Source organism: Herbidospora sakaeratensis (assembly GCF_001570525.1).
Taxonomy (GTDB): Bacteria; Actinomycetota; Actinomycetes; order Streptosporangiales; family Streptosporangiaceae; genus Herbidospora; species Herbidospora sakaeratensis.
Window position 1 is genome coordinate 246,146 of sequence record NZ_BBXC01000010.1, and the last position, 14,336, is coordinate 260,481.

Genomic DNA, 14,336 nt, shown 5'->3' on the forward strand with positions numbered 1-14,336 from the left:
CCCCCGGGCGGCGGATCGTGCTGCCGGAACGCCTAGGCTTGATCCCGATCGACCACATGAGGAGCCGTTGATGAGCGCGTTCACCGTGCCGGGGCTGCCCGACGCCGGGCGCTGCCTCGTCATGGGCGTGGTCAACGTCACCCCCGACTCCTTCTCCGACGGGGGCCGCTGGTTCGACCCCGAGATCGCCATCGCCCACGGCCTCGCCCTGGTCGAGCAGGGCGCCGACATCGTCGACGTGGGCGGCGAGTCGACCCGCCCCGGGGCCGCCCGGGTGTCCCTCGACGAGGAGCTGCGCCGGGTCGAGCCGGTGATCCGCGCCCTGTCCGCCGAGGGCGTCGCCGTCAGCGTCGACACCATGCGCGCCGAGGTCGCCGAGGTGGCCGTGGCCGCCGGGGCCCGGCTGGTCAACGACGTGAGCGGCGGCCTGGCCGACCCCGTGATGCCCCGGGTGGTGGCCGCCTCCGGGGTCGCCTACGTGGTCATGCACTGGCGCGGCCACAGCAGAGACATGGAGAGCCGGGCGATCTACAGCGATGTGGTCACCGAGGTGAGTGAGGAACTGCGCAAGCGCGTCGACTCGGTGCTCGCCGAGGGCGTGCGTGAGGAGCAGCTGATCCTCGACCCCGGCCTGGGGTTCTCCAAGCAGGCCGACCACAACTGGACGCTCCTGGCCGGCCTCGACCGGCTCCGGGAGCTGGGCCGTCCCCTGATCATCGGGGCGTCCCGCAAGCGCTTCCTGGGCCGGCTGCTCGCCGGTCCCGACGGCGAGCCTCGCCCGTTCGCCGAGAACGACGACGCGACCCTGGCGGTCACCGCGCTCGCCGCCCGAGACGGCGCCTGGTGCGTACGCGTCCACGACGTCCGACCCAACGCCGACGCCGTACGGGTTGCCGCGGCGTGGAGGGCAGCCGATGAAAGAGGTTGAAGACCTCAACCAGGCCTTTTACGCCGCGATCGAAAGCGCCGACCTGGATCGCATGTCGGAGATCTGGGTGGAGGACGTGCCTGACCACCTGGTGGCGATGTGCGTGCATCCCGGGTGGCCGATGTTGTCGGGCCGTGGCGAGGTGTTGCGGTCGTGGGCGCTGATCATGGCCAATACGCCGTATATCCAGTTTGTGCTTACTGACGTACAGACGACGGTTTTAGGGAATGTCGCGGTGCTGACCTGCGCCGAGAACATCCTCACGGCGGCCGACGCCGAAGACGTGGGAGACACGGGGTTCGCCGCCGGGCGAGTGGTGGCGACCAACACGTTCGTGAAGACGGCCGGCGGCTGGCGCCTGTGGCACCACCACGGGTCACCGGTTCTGCAGACGGGCGACGACGAGGAAGAGGAAGAAACCTCCTGATTTGCGCGCTCGCCGACGTGGTTGGCGAGTCGCTCCTTTCGCCGAGTTCGCCGAGTTCGCCGAGTTCGCCGAGTTCGCCGCACGCCGCCCCATGGACATCGGTTCGATGTGGTGGTCGAGGGCGGCTCGGCGTGGCACTCAAGCAAACGATGCCCTATGTCCCGGTCGACCCAGGGGTTCAATGCAGGGCTGCATGCAAGGGTGCGTTGCAGGCCCTCCGCTACCAGCCGCGCATCGCTGAACCGCCAGGCATGGGTCCCGCATCGCTTCGATCACCCGCCAAGCTCGGCGGTCGCGCACCATGCGGGACTCGAGGACGCGGTGTCTCAACGAAAGGGGCCATAGTTCGGCGGGGCACAAGCCGAAGCGTCCTACAAAGGCGGCGGCGTCAAAGGCGGGCCCGACGTCTCACGGAGGTTGCCAACTCCTACAGAAGCTTCATGTTCCGCCGAGGTTGCATGTCCCACGGAGTTTGCAGACCTCCCACGGGGCTTTCATATTCCACCGAGGCTGCCTGTACCGCGGAGGCCGCGTGTACCGCGGAGGCCGCGTGTACCACGGAGGCCGCGTGTACCACGGAGGCCGCGTGTACCACGGAGGCCGCGTGTACCACGGAGGCCGCGTGTACCACGGAGGCCGCGTGTACCACGGAGGCTGCATGTGCCGCGGAGGCTGCTGTACCACGGAGGGCGCGCGTCCCGGAGAGGCCGGTGACCACAGCGGCGAAGGCGGCCGATCTGCTGTCCGACGGCAGCATCGCGCTCCACGGCCCGCTGACCTATCCCGGTGAGGATGGGGGTACCTGGCCAGGTGAGGGGAAGCAGAGTTTCACAGGGGTGCGACTCCCATGGAGGCTCTGGGGCGCCACATGGGCGGCGGCTTTAGTCGATGTTGGGCTTTGGGGCGTTTCGTGGAATTTGCGTTCGGGCGGGGGGCGTTGTCGTCGTCGGAATGGGTGGGCGGTAGAAAGTGATCTCGGGCAGGTCGCCCGGGTGAGATCGGTGCGGAGGTGTCGTGGGCCTCGATACGGTGAGCCTGAAAGGGCTTCGGGCGAGGGGGCGGCATGGATGCCTGCCCGCTGAGCGTGAGCTGGGGCAGGAGTTCGTCGTCGACGCGACGTTGTTCCTCGACGTGCGGCCGGCGGCCGCGGGTGACGATCTGACCAAGACCGTCGACTACGGGGCGCTGGCGGTCGAGCTGGTCGCCGTGGTCGAGGGGGAGCCGGTCGATCTCATCGAGACGCTGGCCGAGCGGCTGGCGGCGGTCTGTCTGCGGTATGAGCTGGTGGAGAACGTCGAGCTCAGCGTGCACAAGCCGGCGGCGCCGATTCCGTTGCCGTTCGACGACGTGGTGGTGACGGTCAGGAGGTCGCGGTGAGGGTCGTCTTCTCGCTCGGCTCCAACCTCGGGCAGCGCATGGACTATCTGCAGAGTGGGCTCGACGCGCTGTTCGACGCGCCCGGCATGGCGTTCGTGGCGCTGTCGCCGGTCTACGAGACCGATCCCGTCGGCGGGCCCTCGCAGGGGGCCTATCTGAACGCCGTGGTGATCGCGGAGAGCTCGCTCGACCCCCGTACCCTGCTCGACCGGGCCCTCGGGGTGGAGGACGCGTTCGGGCGGGTTCGGAAGGAGCGCTGGGGGCCGCGTACCCTCGACGTCGACATCGTCATGATCGGTAGCCTGATGTCCGACGAGGCCGAGCTGACGCTGCCCCATCCGCGGGCCCACGAGAGGGCGTTCGTGCTGGTGCCGTGGGCGCAGGCCGACGCTTCGGCGGTGCTGCCGGGGCGGGGGTCGGTGGCGGCGCTGCTGGCCGGTGTCGACCAGAGCGGCGTGCGCCTCCGGGCTGACCTGTCGCTGGAACCGCCGCTTTAGGAGTCGTGTCGTGAAGCCCAGCAATCCCGGTGTGCTCGTCGGCGTCGTGGTCGTGTTCGCCGTCGTGACCTGGGCGTTCCTGCAGGGGGCCTATGCGAGTCTGCCGCAGGTGCCGTGGACGGCCATCCCGACGTTCCTGCTGCTGGCGATCGGCGAGGCGTACACGGGGTGGCTGACGCGGGGGCGGATCATGCGGAAAGAGGACACCACGCCGCCCGAGCCCCTGGTGGTGGCACGGCTCGCGGCGCTGGCCAAGGCGACGGCTCTCGCCGGGGCCGCGTTCGCGGGGGTGTTCGCCGGGTTCTTCATCCACACCCTGCAGATGTTCGACATCCCCGGCCCGCGGCAGGACGCGCTCGTGTCGGCGGGGTCGCTGATCTCGGCGGTGCTGCTGGTCTGCGCGGCGCTGTTCCTGGAGTTCTGCTGCCGCATTCCGGACGACAAGAACAACCAGAACCAGCGGCCCGCCTGATCATTTGTCGATGTCGCCCACGACGAAGAACATCGACCCCAGGATCGCGACCATGTCGGCCACCAGGTGGCCGGGCAACATCTCACGCAGCACCTGGATGTTGTTGAAGCTGGCGCTGCGCAGCTTCAGCCGCCACGGCGTCTTCTCGCCCCGGCTGACCAGGTAGTAGCCGTTGACGCCGAGCGGGCTCTCCGTCCAGGCGTAGGTGTGGCCTTCGGGCACCTTCAGGATCTTGGGAAGTCGCTGGTTGATCGGGCCCGGCGGGAGGTCGGCGAGCCGGTCGAGGCAGGCGTCGGCGAGGTCGAGCGAGACCTTGACCTGGTCGAGCAGCACTTCGAAGCGGGCGTGGCAGTCGCCCGCCTCGCGGGTCACCACCTTGACGGGGAGCTCGCGGTAGGCCAGGTAGGGGTCGTCGCGCCGCAGGTCCCAGTCGACGCCGGAGGCGCGGGCGATGGGGCCGCTGACGCCGTACTGGCGGATCGTCTCGGGGGTCAGCACGCCGACGCCCCGGGTGCGGGCCAGGAAGATCTCGTTGCCGGAGATCAGGTTCTCGATGTCGGGGAGGCGGCGACGCACGTCGGCGACGGCCTGGCGGGTGCGGGACATCCAGCCTTCGGGGAGTTCCTCCTTCAGGCCCCCGACGCGGTTGAACATGTAGTGCATGCGGCCGCCGGAGATCTCCTCCATGACCGCCTGGAGGGTCTCGCGCTCGCGGAAGGCGTAGAAGAGCGGGGTGATGGCGCCCAGTTCGAGGGGGTAGCTGCCGAGGAACATCAGGTGGTTCAGCACGCGGTTGAGCTCGGCCAGCAGGGTGCGGGCCCAGACGGCGCGGACCGGGACCTCCATGCCGAGCATGCGCTCCACGGCGATGACCACGCCGAGTTCGTTGCCGAAGGCCGAGAGCCAGTCGTGGCGGTTGGCCAGCACGATGATCTGGCGGTAGTCGCGGACCTCGAAGAGTTTCTCGGCGCCGCGGTGCATGTAGCCGATGATCGGTTCGGCGGTGCCGATGCGTTCGCCGTCGAGGGTGAGGCGGAGCCGCAGCACCCCGTGGGTCGACGGGTGCTGGGGGCCGATGTTGAGGATCATGTCCTCGGTCGCGAGTTCTTTGGCGCCCGCGCCCATGCCGACCACGATCTCGCTCATGGTGTCATCGTGTCACGACCCGTCTAGCATGTGAAATGTGCGGTTTGACCCTTGGAACCCGGATTTCGTGGCCCATCCTTACGACGTCTACGCCGATCTTCGCGCCGACGGGCCGGTTCACTATTTCGACAAGACCGACCAATATCTGATCCCGCGCTACGAGGACGTCAACGCCCTGCTGCGCGATCGGCGGCTCGGGCGGTCCTACCTCCACCTCGACGACCACGCGGTCTTCGGGCACGAGCCGGAGCCGGAGTTCCAGGAGCCGTTCTGGCGGGTGGTCCGGGCGGGCATGCTCGACGTGGAGCCGCCCATCCACACGCGGCTGCGGCGGCTGGTGTCCAAGGCGTTCACGCCGCGTATGGTCGAGGCGCTGCGGCCCCGGATCAAGGTGATGGCCGCCGAGCTGGCCGACGCGCTGGCCGCCAAGGGCGGCGGCGACCTGATCGCCGAGGTCGCCGAGCCGCTGCCGGTGACGGTGATCGCCGAGATGCTGGGCGTGCCCGAGCAGGACCGTCCCCACCTGCGGCCGTGGTCGGCCGACATCTGCGGCATGTACGAGCTCAACCCCTCCCTTGAGGCCCAGCACACCGCCGCGCGGGCGGCCCAGGAGTTCGCCGACTACCTGCGCGACCTCTCCCGCGTCCGGGCCGAGAACCCGGGCGACGACCTGATCAGCGCGCTGACCCAGGTCGGGCTCACCGAGGACGAGCTGATCGGCACCTGCGTGCTGCTGCTCAACGCCGGCCACGAGGCGACGGTCAACGTGACCGGCAACGGCTGGTGGTCGTTGTTCCGCAACCCCGGCGAGCTGGCGCGGCTGCGCGAGGACCGGTCGCTGCTGCCCACGGCGGTCGAGGAGATGATGCGCTGGGACACGCCGCTGCAGATGTTCGAGCGGTGGGTGCTGGAGGACATCGAGGTCGGCGGCACCGCGATCCCGCGCGGCAGCGAGGTGGCCCTGCTGTTCGGCTCGGCCAACCGCGACCCGTCGGTGTTCGCCGAACCCGACCGCTTCGACGCCGGGCGTACCGACAATCCACACATCTCGTTCGGGGCGGGCATCCACTTCTGCCTGGGCGCGCCGCTGGCCCGCATCGAGCTGATCGAGTCGTTCGGCGCGTTGCTCGACCGGGGCGTCGACCTGGTCGAGGAGCCGACCTGGAAGCCCGGCTACGTGATCCGCGGCCTCACCGAACTGCGGGTCTCCACCAGCTGATTCGCCGCATGCGGCGCTCCGCCCCGTTGTCCACAGCCTGTGGACAACGGGGAGCGGATGATCAGTGCGCGGCGGGGGTGGACTTGGTGAGGGCCGCCACCAGCGGGGCCGTCAACCGCGCCGCCAGCGGGCCGAAGGCCGCCAGGATCAGCACATAAGCCGCGGCCAGCGGCCCGAGGTCCGGATGGGCGCCGGCCGCCACGGCCAGCCCGGCGATGACGATGTTGAACTCGCCCCGGGGGATGAGCGCGATGCCGGCCCGGACCCGTCCGGCCTTGCCGATGCCGGCGCGGCGAGCCGCGAAGGCGCCCGTGGCCAGCTTGGTGACCATGCTGACGAACGCCAGGATCGCGGCCAGCCACAACACCGGCACGATCTTCGCCGGGTCGGTCTGCAACCCGAAGAACACGAAGAACACGGCCGCGAACAGGTCTCTGATGGGCATCAGCAGCGCCCGCGCGTCATGGGCCAGCTCGCCCGACAGGGCGATGCCGACCAGGAACGCGCCGACCGCCGCCGAGACCTGGAGCTGCTGGGCGAGGCCGGCGACCAGCATGGCCAGGCCGATGACCTTCAGCAGCAGCACCTCGGAGTTGGGGCTGGCGACGAACTTCTCGATCCAGTCGCCGAACTTCAGCGCCACGACCAGAACCACCGTCACGGTCGCCAGGGCGATCGCGACCGTGATCGCGCCGCTCAGCAGCGACACCCCGGCGAGCAGGGCGGTCAGGATCGGCAGGTAGAGCGCCATCGTCAGGTCTTCGAACACCAGCAGCGAGAGCACGACCGGCGTCTCGCGGTTGCCGATCCAGCCCAGGTCGGAGAGCACCTTCGCGGTGATGCCCGACGACGTGGCGTAGGTGACGCCGCCCATCGCGACCGCCGCGACCGGGCCCCAGCCGAGCAGCAGCGCGGCGATCACGCCGGGGGCCGCGTTGAGGACCAGATCGACCAGGCCGCTGGGCGCGTTGCTCTTGAGGCTGGTCATGAGCTCGTCGGCGTTGTACTCCAGGCCCAGGGTGAGCAGCAGGAGGATCACGCCGAGTTCTGCGCCGGTGGCGATGAACTCCTCGCTGGTCGCGAGGGGCAGGATGCCGCCCGTGCCGAAGGCGAGGCCCGCGACGAGGTAGAGGGGGATCGGCGAGATGCCGACGCGGAGGGCCAGGGCCCCGAGGATGCCGAGCGCGAGAATGACCCCGCCGAGCTCGAGGAAAAGTATCGCGGTGTGGTGCACGCGTTCCTACCCGTCGGCCAGGATGTCGGCGACCGCCCCGGTGTTCTCGGCGTCGCCGACCACCACGACCACGTCTCCGGCCCGGAACCCGAAGTCGGGCGTCGGGCTGGCGTGCACCTGGTCACCGCGCACCACGGCCACCACCGAGGCGCCGGTGCGGGTGCGGATGCGGGCGTCGCCGAGCGTGCGGCCGTCGTAGGGCGAGCTCGGGGTCACCGGGATCTGCACGCTGACCAGACCTTCGACCTCACGGTGGAGGGCGTTGAGGCGCTGGACGATGCGGGGGGCGCCGAGGAGCTCGACGAGGGCGTCGGCCTCCTCGTCGGTGAGTTGCACGCTCTCACAGGCCCGATCAGGATCGTCGCGGTCGTAGATGATCAGATCGCGTCTGCCGGACCGGTGGGACACGATGCCGATGCGACGGCCCGTGTGGGTCGTGAACTCGTGTTTGAGGCCGATTCCTGGCAAGGCGGTCTGCTCGATCTCCACACCCTTTACCGTACCTGTTCTAACCAGCCGAAACCTCCCAGCCCTCGGGGGTCGAGAAGTTCGGCTTCGGCCGAGGCGCGGGCCAGCGCCCGCAGGTAGCCGCGCGGATCCTCCGAGGCCAGCTCCAGGGGCGGACGGGCGCCCGTCAGGCCCAGGTCGCGCAGGGCCTCGCGCTGGGTGGTGAGCCGGCCCTCCCCTCGCGCGCAGGCGTCGAGGGCGACGTGGGCGGTGATGTCGCAGGTCCCGTCAGGTACGGGCGGCACCGCGTGGCCGTCTCGGTAGCCCGTCAGGGTGCCCAGGTCGGGGCGGTCGGCCAGGCTGTGGGCGTAGTCGACGGCGACGCACGCGCCGTGCGAAAGCCGTCCAAGAAGGGACTGCCACGCCTCGTCGCGCGGGCGGCCGATCTCGGCGCGCGACCCGACGCGGGGGAGCGGCCACCAGGCGGCGAGCCAGTCGAGGTCGGCGGGATCGCTGAGCGGCGGCCCCAGGCGCTCGGCGCCGGTCTCGGGGTCGACCAGGACGACCCGGGGGCCGTCGCCGGTCTGCTCGACCACGTCGAGCGGCACGTTGTCGAGCCACTCGTTGGCCACCACCAGACCGGTGATCTCCCCGGGCGCCTCCCCGGCCCACTCGATCGCCTCGGGCAGGCCGGCCGGCCGCGACGCCACCTCGACCGCCGTCACCCGGAGCCGGTCGTCGCCGAACGCCGCCAGCACCCCCGCCGCCAGCCGCCCGTCACCGGCCCCCATGTCCACGAAGTCGAGCCGCGCCGGCCGCCCGAGCCGCGCGTCGACCCGGTCGAGCAGCCGCGCCACGGCCTCGGCAAAGATCGGTGAGGCGTGCACGGACGTGCGGAAATGCGCCGAAGGGCGCTCCTTCAGGTAGAACCCGCCGTCTCCGTAGAGCGCCCGATGGGTCGCCTCCCGCCACGAAACCCACATCCGCACGACCCTACCCAGGAAGCGGTGTCCGAATGTGGACAGTCGTGATCGCCGCGACCCCCCGGACCCTTACGGCTTCCAGTGACGCGCCGCCGTTACTCTGGCGGTCGGGAGGACGGCATGGACACAAGCGATCGCCCCGCGCGGCTCAGCGTGGGGGTGCTCGGAGCCGGACGGGTGGGTTCCGTTCTCGGTGCCGCTTTGGCCCAGGCGGGACACCGGGTGGTGGCCGCCAGCGGGGTCTCCGACGCGTCGCAGCGACGGGCGAACGACCTGCTGGGCGTCGACCTGAGCAGGCCCGACGAGGTCATGCGCAGAGCCGAACTGATCCTGCTGACGGTGCCCGACGACGTGCTGCCCGGCCTGGTCTCCGGGCTCGCGGCCACCGGCGCCGACCTGCGGGGCAAGCTGCTGATGCACGCCAGCGGGGCCTACGGCCTGGGCGTCCTGCAGCCCGCGACCGACGTGGGGGCGCTGCCGCTGGCGCTCCACCCCGTGATGACCTTCACCGGGCGCGGCGACGACTTCGGCCGGCTCAACGGCTGCACCTTCGGGGTGACCGCGCCCGAGCAGCTGCGGCCGGTGGCCGAGGCGCTGGTGATCGAGATGGGCGGCGAGCCGGTCTGGATCAACGACCGCGACCGCCCGCTCTACCACGCGGCCGTCGCGGGGGCGGCCAACCACATGGTCACCCTGATCGCCGAGTCGCAGGACCTGCTGTCGCACATCGGGGTGGAGCACCCCGGCCGGATGCTGGGGCCGCTGCTCGGGGCCGCGCTCGACAACGTGCTGCGGCTGGGGATCAACGGGCTGACCGGGCCGGTCGTCCGGGGCGACGCAGAGACCGTGCGCAAACACGTCGACGCCCTGATCCTGGCGGCGCCCGAGGCGGCCGACGCGTACATCGCGCTGGCCCGGCTGACGGCCGACCGCGCCCTGGCCGCGGGCCTGTTGAAGCCCGAGGCGGCCGAACGGCTCCTCGACGCGCTGGGAGGCAACATATGGACCTGACGGTCGCCGGGAACCGCGCGGAGCTCGCCGACGCGCGCCGGCCCGGCTCCTACGCGCTGGTGCCCACGATGGGCGCGCTGCACGAGGGCCACCGGTCACTGATCCGGCTGGCCCACGAGCAGGCCGACCACGTGATCGTCAGCGTCTTCGTCAACCCGCTCCAGTTCGGGCCGGGCGAGGACTTCGGGCGTTATCCGCGTACCTTCGAGCACGATCTCGAAGTGTGCGGCGAAGAGGGCGTGAGCGTGGTGTTCGCGCCCGCCGTCGACGACATGTACCTGCCCGACCGGCAGGTCTCGGTGTCGGCCGGGGCGATGGGCACGGTCGCCGAGGGCGCGTTCCGGCCGGGGCACTTCGACGGCGTGCTTACGGTGGTGCTGAAGCTGTTCAACCTGACCCGGCCCGACGTGGCCGTCTTCGGCCAGAAGGACGCCCAGCAGCTCGCCCTGATCCGCCGGATGGTCGCCGACCTCGACGTGCCCGTGACGATCGTGGCCGGTCAGACCGTACGAGAACCCGACGGCCTGGCCCTGTCGAGCCGCAACCGCTACCTGTCGGCCGACGACCGGGCCACCGCGCTCTACCTGTCCAAGGCCCTGCGGGCCGGGGCGGCCAGTCCCCACCGGGCCAAGGAGGCCGCCAAGGCGGTGCTCGAAGAGGCCGCCCGGCTCAAGCCCCCGCTGCTGCTCGACTACCTGACGCTGGCCGACCCCGCCACGTTCGACGAGGTCCCCGCGGGCCACCGGGGGGAGGCGATCCTCGCGGTGGCGGCCAAGGTCGGGACGACCCGCCTGATCGACAACGTCGTAGTGAATCTGTGAAGGGATTCCGATGCTCAGGACCATGCTCACGGCCAAGATCCACCGGGCCACGGTGACCCAGGCCGACCTCCACTACGTGGGGTCGCTGACGGTCGACGAAGACCTGCTGGACGCGGCCGGCCTGCTGGCCGGTGAGCAGGTCCACGTGGTCGACATCGACAACGGGGCGCGGCTTGTGACGTACACCATCCCGGGCCCCCGGGGCTCGGGGATCATCGGCATCAACGGGGCCGCCGCCCGCCTGGTCGCGCCGGGCGATCTGGTGATCGTCATCGCGTACGGGCAGCTCACCGACGCCGAGGCGCGGGTGTTCCGGCCGAAGGTCGTGCATGTCGACCGCGACAACCGCATCGTCGAGCTGGGCACTGATTTGGCCGATTCTTCGCTTCCCGGCCTTGAAAGGGGCGACCAAGTGGCCACCCGGGGATGAGCCCCTCCGTCGCGGGCGTTATCGTCATATTGACGAAAGGGGCTCGCGATGACCGACACCTCCCTCCCCCGCAGACTGACCGCGCCGCCGCCCGGCTGGACGACGTCCGCCGACGTGGTCGTGGTCGGCTCCGGGATCGCGGGCCTGACCGTGGCGCTGCGCTACACCGAGCTCACCCCGGCCGGTCGCGTGCTCGTCGTCACCAAAGACGTCCTGTCGGCCGGATCGACCCAGTGGGCCCAGGGCGGCATCGCCGCCGTGCTGGCCCCCGGCGACACCCCTGACGAGCACCTGAGCGACACCCTGCTGGCCGGGGCCGGGCTCTGCGACGAGGAGGCGGTCCGGGTCCTGGTCACCGAGGGCCCCGACGCGCTCAAGCGCCTGATGGAGCACGGCGCCCGCTTCGACCGCGACGACCGCGGCGAGCTCCAGCTGACCCGCGAGGGCGGCCACCGGCGCAACCGCATCGTGCACGCGGGCGGCGACGCCACCGGCGCGGAGGTCCAGCGGGCCCTCATCGAGGCGGCCACCCACGAGCCGCGCATCGAGATCATCGAACACGCGCTGGTGCTCGACCTGCTCACCGACGCGCAGGGCCGGGCCTGCGGCATCACCCTCCACGTGATGGGCGAGGGCGCCCGCGACGGCGTGGGCGCGGTCAGGGCGGGCGCGGTGGTCCTGGCGAGCGGCGGCATGGGCCAGGTGTACGCCTCCACGACCAACCCCCTGGTCTCCACCGGCGACGGGGTGGCGCTGGCGCTGCGCGCGGGGGCGGTGGTGCGCGACCTGGAGTTCGTCCAGTTCCACCCGACGGTCCTGTGGCTCGGCCACGAGTCGACCGGGCAGCAGCCGCTGGTCAGCGAGGCGGTCAGGGGCGAGGGCGCGGTGCTGATCGACTCCACCGGCGAGCGCTTCATGGCCGGCGTCCACGAGCTCAAGGACCTGGCCCCCCGCGACGTCGTGGCCAAGGCGATCATGCGGCGGATGGCCGAGACCGGCGACGACCACGTCTACCTCGACGCGCGGAGCTTCGGCGAGGAGAAGTGGCGGGCCCGGTTCCCGACGATCCTCGCGGTCTGCCGCGAGCACGGCATCGACCCGGTCACCGAGCCGATCCCGGTCGCCCCGGCGGCCCACTACGCCAGCGGCGGCGTGCGCACCGACCTGTTCGGGCGCACCAGCGTCCCGGGCCTCTACGCCTGCGGCGAGACCGCGTGCACCGGCGTGCACGGCGCGAACCGGCTGGCGTCGAACTCCCTGCTCGAAGGGCTCGTGTACGCCGAACGCATCGCCTCCGACCTGATCACCCCCCGCGCGGTGCCGGGACCCGACGTCGCCGAAGGAGACAGTGGTCTCGTCGACCCGCGCACACGCGGCCGGGTCCAGGCGTTCATGAGCCGCGGCGCCGGGGTACTGCGCAGCGTGGAGAGCCTCTCGGGGGTCGCCAGAGCCCTGCGCGACGCGCAGTGGACCCCGATCGCCGTCGAGCCCTGTCTGGAGGCGTGGGAGGCGACCAACCTGCACACCGTGGCCACCGCCCTGACATGGGCCGCCGCGGCCCGGCAGGAGACGCGGGGCTCCCACTGGCGGGAGGACTTCCCCGACCGCCGTGACGACGCGTGGCTCGGCCACCTCGACATCACGCTCACCGAGAAGGGCGAACTGGTCATGGAGCACGTTCCGCACGTCAGCGCCGACGCCGACCTGCTGGCCGCCGGGCTCGACCCGGCCGAGATCCACACCCTCATCGAGACGGCCTTCCGCGAAGACCTGTCGACCGGCGAGGACGTCACCTCGGCGGCCACCATCCCGGCCGGTCAGAAGGCCGTCGGCGACATCGTGGCCCGCCGCTCCGGCGTGGTCGCGGGCCTGCCGGTCGCCGCCGCCGCGTTCCGCCACGCCGGCCTGGAGGTCGAACTCCGCGTCAAGGACGGCGACCAGGTGTCGTACGGCGACGTGCTGATGACCGTCAAGGGCGAGACCCGGGAGCTGCTCACGGTCGAGCGCACCGCGCTGAACCTGCTCACCCACCTGTCGGGCGTCGCCACGGCGACCGCCCAGTGGGTCAGGGCGATCGACGGCACCGGCGCCCGGGTGCGAGACACCCGCAAGACCCACCCGGGCCTGCGCTCCCTGGAGAAGTACGCCGTCCGCTGCGGCGGCGGCGTCAACCACCGCATCGGCCTCTACGACGCCGCCCTGATCAAGGACAACCACGTGGTGGCCGCCGGCGGGGTCGCCGAGGCCTTCCGCGCGGTGCGCAAGGCCTACCCCGACATCCTGATCGAGGTCGAGGTCGACCGCATCGACCAGATCGAGCCGGTGCTGGCCGAGGGCGCCGAGGAGATCCTGCTCGACAACTTCACCGTGCCGCAGCTCAAGGAGGCCGTGGAGCTGGTCGCGGGCCGTGCCCGGCTGGAGTCGAGCGGCGGTCTCACCCTCGACACCGCGCGGGCGGTGGCCGAGACCGGGGTCGACTTCCTGGCCGTCGGAGCGCTGACCCATTCGTCCCCCGCGCTCGATATTGCACTAGATCTTCGTGGTGCATAATCGGGGCATGCTCCTCACCATCGACGTCAGCAACACCCACACGGTGCTTGGCCTGTTCGAGGGTGAAGAGGTCATCGAGCACTGGCGCATCGCCACCGACGCCCGGCGGACCGCCGACGAGCTCGCGGTGATCCTCCAGGGGTTGCTGGCCCAGTCGGCCATCCTTAAGAACACCGACATCTCGGGCATCTCGATCTGCTCGACCGTGCCCTCGGTCCTCAACGAGATGCGCGAGATGTCCCGCCGCTACTACGGCGACGTGACCTCGGTGGTCGTGGAGCCCGGCGTCCGCACGGGGGTGCCCGTGCGGATGGACAACCCGAAAGAGGTCGGCAGCGACCGCATCGTCAACGCGCTGGCCGCCATCAGCCTGTTCGGCGGCCCCTGCGTGGTCGTCGACTTCGGCACCGCGACCTCGTTCGACGCCGTCTCCGCCCGGGGCGAGTACGTCGGCGCGGTGACCGCCCCCGGCCTGGAGATCAGCGTCGACGCGCTGGCCGAGGCGGGCGCCCAGCTCCACAAGGTCGAGCTCATCCGGCCCCGCTCGGTGATCGCCAAGAACACCGTCGAGGCCCTCCAGTCGGGCATCATCTACGGCTTCGCCGGCCTGGTCGACGGCATCGTCGACCGCATGACCGCCGAGCTCGCCGCCGACCCCGACGAGGTGACCGTGGTCGCGACCGGCCCCGGCGCGCCGCTGGTCGTCAGCGAGGCGCGGACGATCGACGTACACGAACCCTGGCTCACCCTCATCGGCCTGCGGCTGGTCTACGCCCGAAACACCGCCTAAACGC

The 14,336-nt window shown here is 71.0% G+C and carries 15 protein-coding genes; 11 read left to right on the forward strand and 4 right to left on the reverse strand.

Annotated elements, in window-relative coordinates:
- The first annotated feature begins 70 nt into the window (after positions 1-70).
- The 5 genes from folP (at position 71) to AW271_RS14395 (ending at position 3,701) form a co-directional block, all read left to right on the forward strand.
- Complete coding sequence (gene folP, locus AW271_RS14375; protein WP_062336908.1) at positions 71-928, forward strand: dihydropteroate synthase; 858 nt, start codon at positions 71-73, stop codon at positions 926-928.
- A complete protein-coding gene (locus AW271_RS14380) occupies positions 915-1,355 on the forward strand; it encodes a nuclear transport factor 2 family protein (RefSeq protein WP_062336910.1) in 441 nt (146 codons plus the stop codon). Before folP ends, AW271_RS14380 begins: the two co-directional genes overlap by 14 nt.
- Positions 1,356-2,369: 1,014 nt before the next feature.
- Positions 2,370-2,732 carry a dihydroneopterin aldolase gene (folB, locus tag AW271_RS14385; RefSeq protein ID WP_062336911.1) on the forward strand — a complete coding sequence of 121 codons (363 nt, stop codon included), beginning with the start codon at positions 2,370-2,372 and terminating at the stop codon, positions 2,730-2,732.
- Positions 2,729-3,229 (forward strand): 2-amino-4-hydroxy-6-hydroxymethyldihydropteridine diphosphokinase, encoded by a 501-nt coding sequence (folK, locus tag AW271_RS14390; protein WP_062336914.1) that lies wholly within the window; start codon positions 2,729-2,731, stop codon positions 3,227-3,229. The genes folB and folK overlap by 4 nt, the downstream gene beginning before the upstream one ends.
- Positions 3,230-3,239: 10 nt before the next feature.
- On the forward strand, positions 3,240-3,701 hold the full coding sequence (locus AW271_RS14395; RefSeq protein ID WP_062336916.1) for a DUF3180 domain-containing protein: 462 nt from the start codon (positions 3,240-3,242) through the stop codon (positions 3,699-3,701).
- Here AW271_RS14395 and AW271_RS14400 read toward each other — a convergent pair whose 3' ends face one another.
- On the reverse strand, positions 3,702-4,847 hold the full coding sequence (locus AW271_RS14400; protein ID WP_062336918.1) for an NADH-quinone oxidoreductase subunit D: 1,146 nt from the start codon (positions 4,845-4,847) through the stop codon (positions 3,702-3,704).
- Positions 4,848-4,884: 37 nt separating this feature from the next.
- Between AW271_RS14400 and AW271_RS14405 the strand changes: the two genes are divergently transcribed.
- Positions 4,885-6,066 (forward strand): cytochrome P450, encoded by a 1,182-nt coding sequence (locus tag AW271_RS14405; RefSeq protein ID WP_062336921.1) that lies wholly within the window; start codon positions 4,885-4,887, stop codon positions 6,064-6,066.
- A gap of 61 nt (positions 6,067-6,127) precedes the next feature.
- Here AW271_RS14405 and AW271_RS14410 read toward each other — a convergent pair whose 3' ends face one another.
- Genes AW271_RS14410 through AW271_RS14420 form a run of 3 tightly spaced genes read right to left on the reverse strand, consistent with a single transcriptional unit; the run spans position 6,128 to position 8,730 of the window.
- Positions 6,128-7,300, reverse strand: coding sequence for a cation:proton antiporter (locus tag AW271_RS14410; protein WP_062336923.1), 1,173 nt, complete (start codon positions 7,298-7,300; stop codon positions 6,128-6,130).
- A 6-nt stretch (positions 7,301-7,306) separates the two neighbouring features.
- On the reverse strand, positions 7,307-7,789 hold the full coding sequence (locus tag AW271_RS14415; protein WP_062336925.1) for a cation:proton antiporter regulatory subunit: 483 nt from the start codon (positions 7,787-7,789) through the stop codon (positions 7,307-7,309).
- A gap of 5 nt (positions 7,790-7,794) precedes the next feature.
- The gene (locus AW271_RS14420; RefSeq protein WP_062336927.1) at positions 7,795-8,730 is read right to left on the reverse strand and encodes an SAM-dependent methyltransferase; all 936 of its coding nucleotides are present in this window, start codon (positions 8,728-8,730) and stop codon (positions 7,795-7,797) included.
- 120 nt (positions 8,731-8,850) lie between these two features.
- Between AW271_RS14420 and AW271_RS14425 the strand changes: the two genes are divergently transcribed.
- From AW271_RS14425 to AW271_RS14445, 5 genes are read left to right on the forward strand one after another with little or no spacing between them, the layout of a single operon-like run.
- Positions 8,851-9,741: a Rossmann-like and DUF2520 domain-containing protein gene (locus AW271_RS14425; RefSeq protein ID WP_062336929.1), complete on the forward strand. Its 891-nt coding sequence runs from the start codon at positions 8,851-8,853 to the stop codon at positions 9,739-9,741.
- Entirely contained in the window at positions 9,732-10,562 is an 831-nt protein-coding gene (panC, locus tag AW271_RS14430; RefSeq protein WP_062336932.1) for a pantoate--beta-alanine ligase, read from the forward strand. The genes AW271_RS14425 and panC overlap by 10 nt, the downstream gene beginning before the upstream one ends.
- Before the next feature lie 10 nt (positions 10,563-10,572).
- Complete coding sequence (gene panD / locus AW271_RS14435) at positions 10,573-10,992, forward strand: aspartate 1-decarboxylase (RefSeq protein ID WP_062336936.1); 420 nt, start codon at positions 10,573-10,575, stop codon at positions 10,990-10,992.
- Positions 10,993-11,040: 48 nt separating this feature from the next.
- Positions 11,041-13,542: an L-aspartate oxidase gene (locus tag AW271_RS14440; RefSeq protein ID WP_062336938.1), complete on the forward strand. Its 2,502-nt coding sequence runs from the start codon at positions 11,041-11,043 to the stop codon at positions 13,540-13,542.
- A 7-nt stretch (positions 13,543-13,549) separates the two neighbouring features.
- A complete protein-coding gene (locus tag AW271_RS14445; RefSeq protein WP_062336940.1) occupies positions 13,550-14,332 on the forward strand; it encodes a type III pantothenate kinase in 783 nt (260 codons plus the stop codon).
- Positions 14,333-14,336: the final 4 nt, after the last annotated feature.

Excerpts from the sequence above, each read along its gene's own strand:
- panD (WP_062336936.1), top strand. The coding sequence starts at position 10,573 with ATGCTCAGGACCATGCTCACGGCCAAGATCCACCGGGCCACGGTGACC.
- AW271_RS14425 (WP_062336929.1), top strand. The coding sequence starts at position 8,851 with ATGGACACAAGCGATCGCCCCGCGCGGCTCAGCGTGGGGGTGCTCGGA.
- AW271_RS14445 (WP_062336940.1), top strand. The coding sequence starts at position 13,550 with ATGCTCCTCACCATCGACGTCAGCAACACCCACACGGTGCTTGGCCTG.
- panC (WP_062336932.1), top strand. The coding sequence starts at position 9,732 with ATGGACCTGACGGTCGCCGGGAACCGCGCGGAGCTCGCCGACGCGCGC.
- AW271_RS14380 (WP_062336910.1), top strand. The coding sequence starts at position 915 with ATGAAAGAGGTTGAAGACCTCAACCAGGCCTTTTACGCCGCGATCGAA.
- AW271_RS14400 (WP_062336918.1), bottom strand. The coding sequence starts at position 4,847 with ATGAGCGAGATCGTGGTCGGCATGGGCGCGGGCGCCAAAGAACTCGCG.
- AW271_RS14420 (WP_062336927.1), bottom strand. The coding sequence starts at position 8,730 with ATGTGGGTTTCGTGGCGGGAGGCGACCCATCGGGCGCTCTACGGAGAC.
- AW271_RS14440 (WP_062336938.1), top strand. The coding sequence starts at position 11,041 with ATGACCGACACCTCCCTCCCCCGCAGACTGACCGCGCCGCCGCCCGGC.
- folP (WP_062336908.1), top strand. The coding sequence starts at position 71 with ATGAGCGCGTTCACCGTGCCGGGGCTGCCCGACGCCGGGCGCTGCCTC.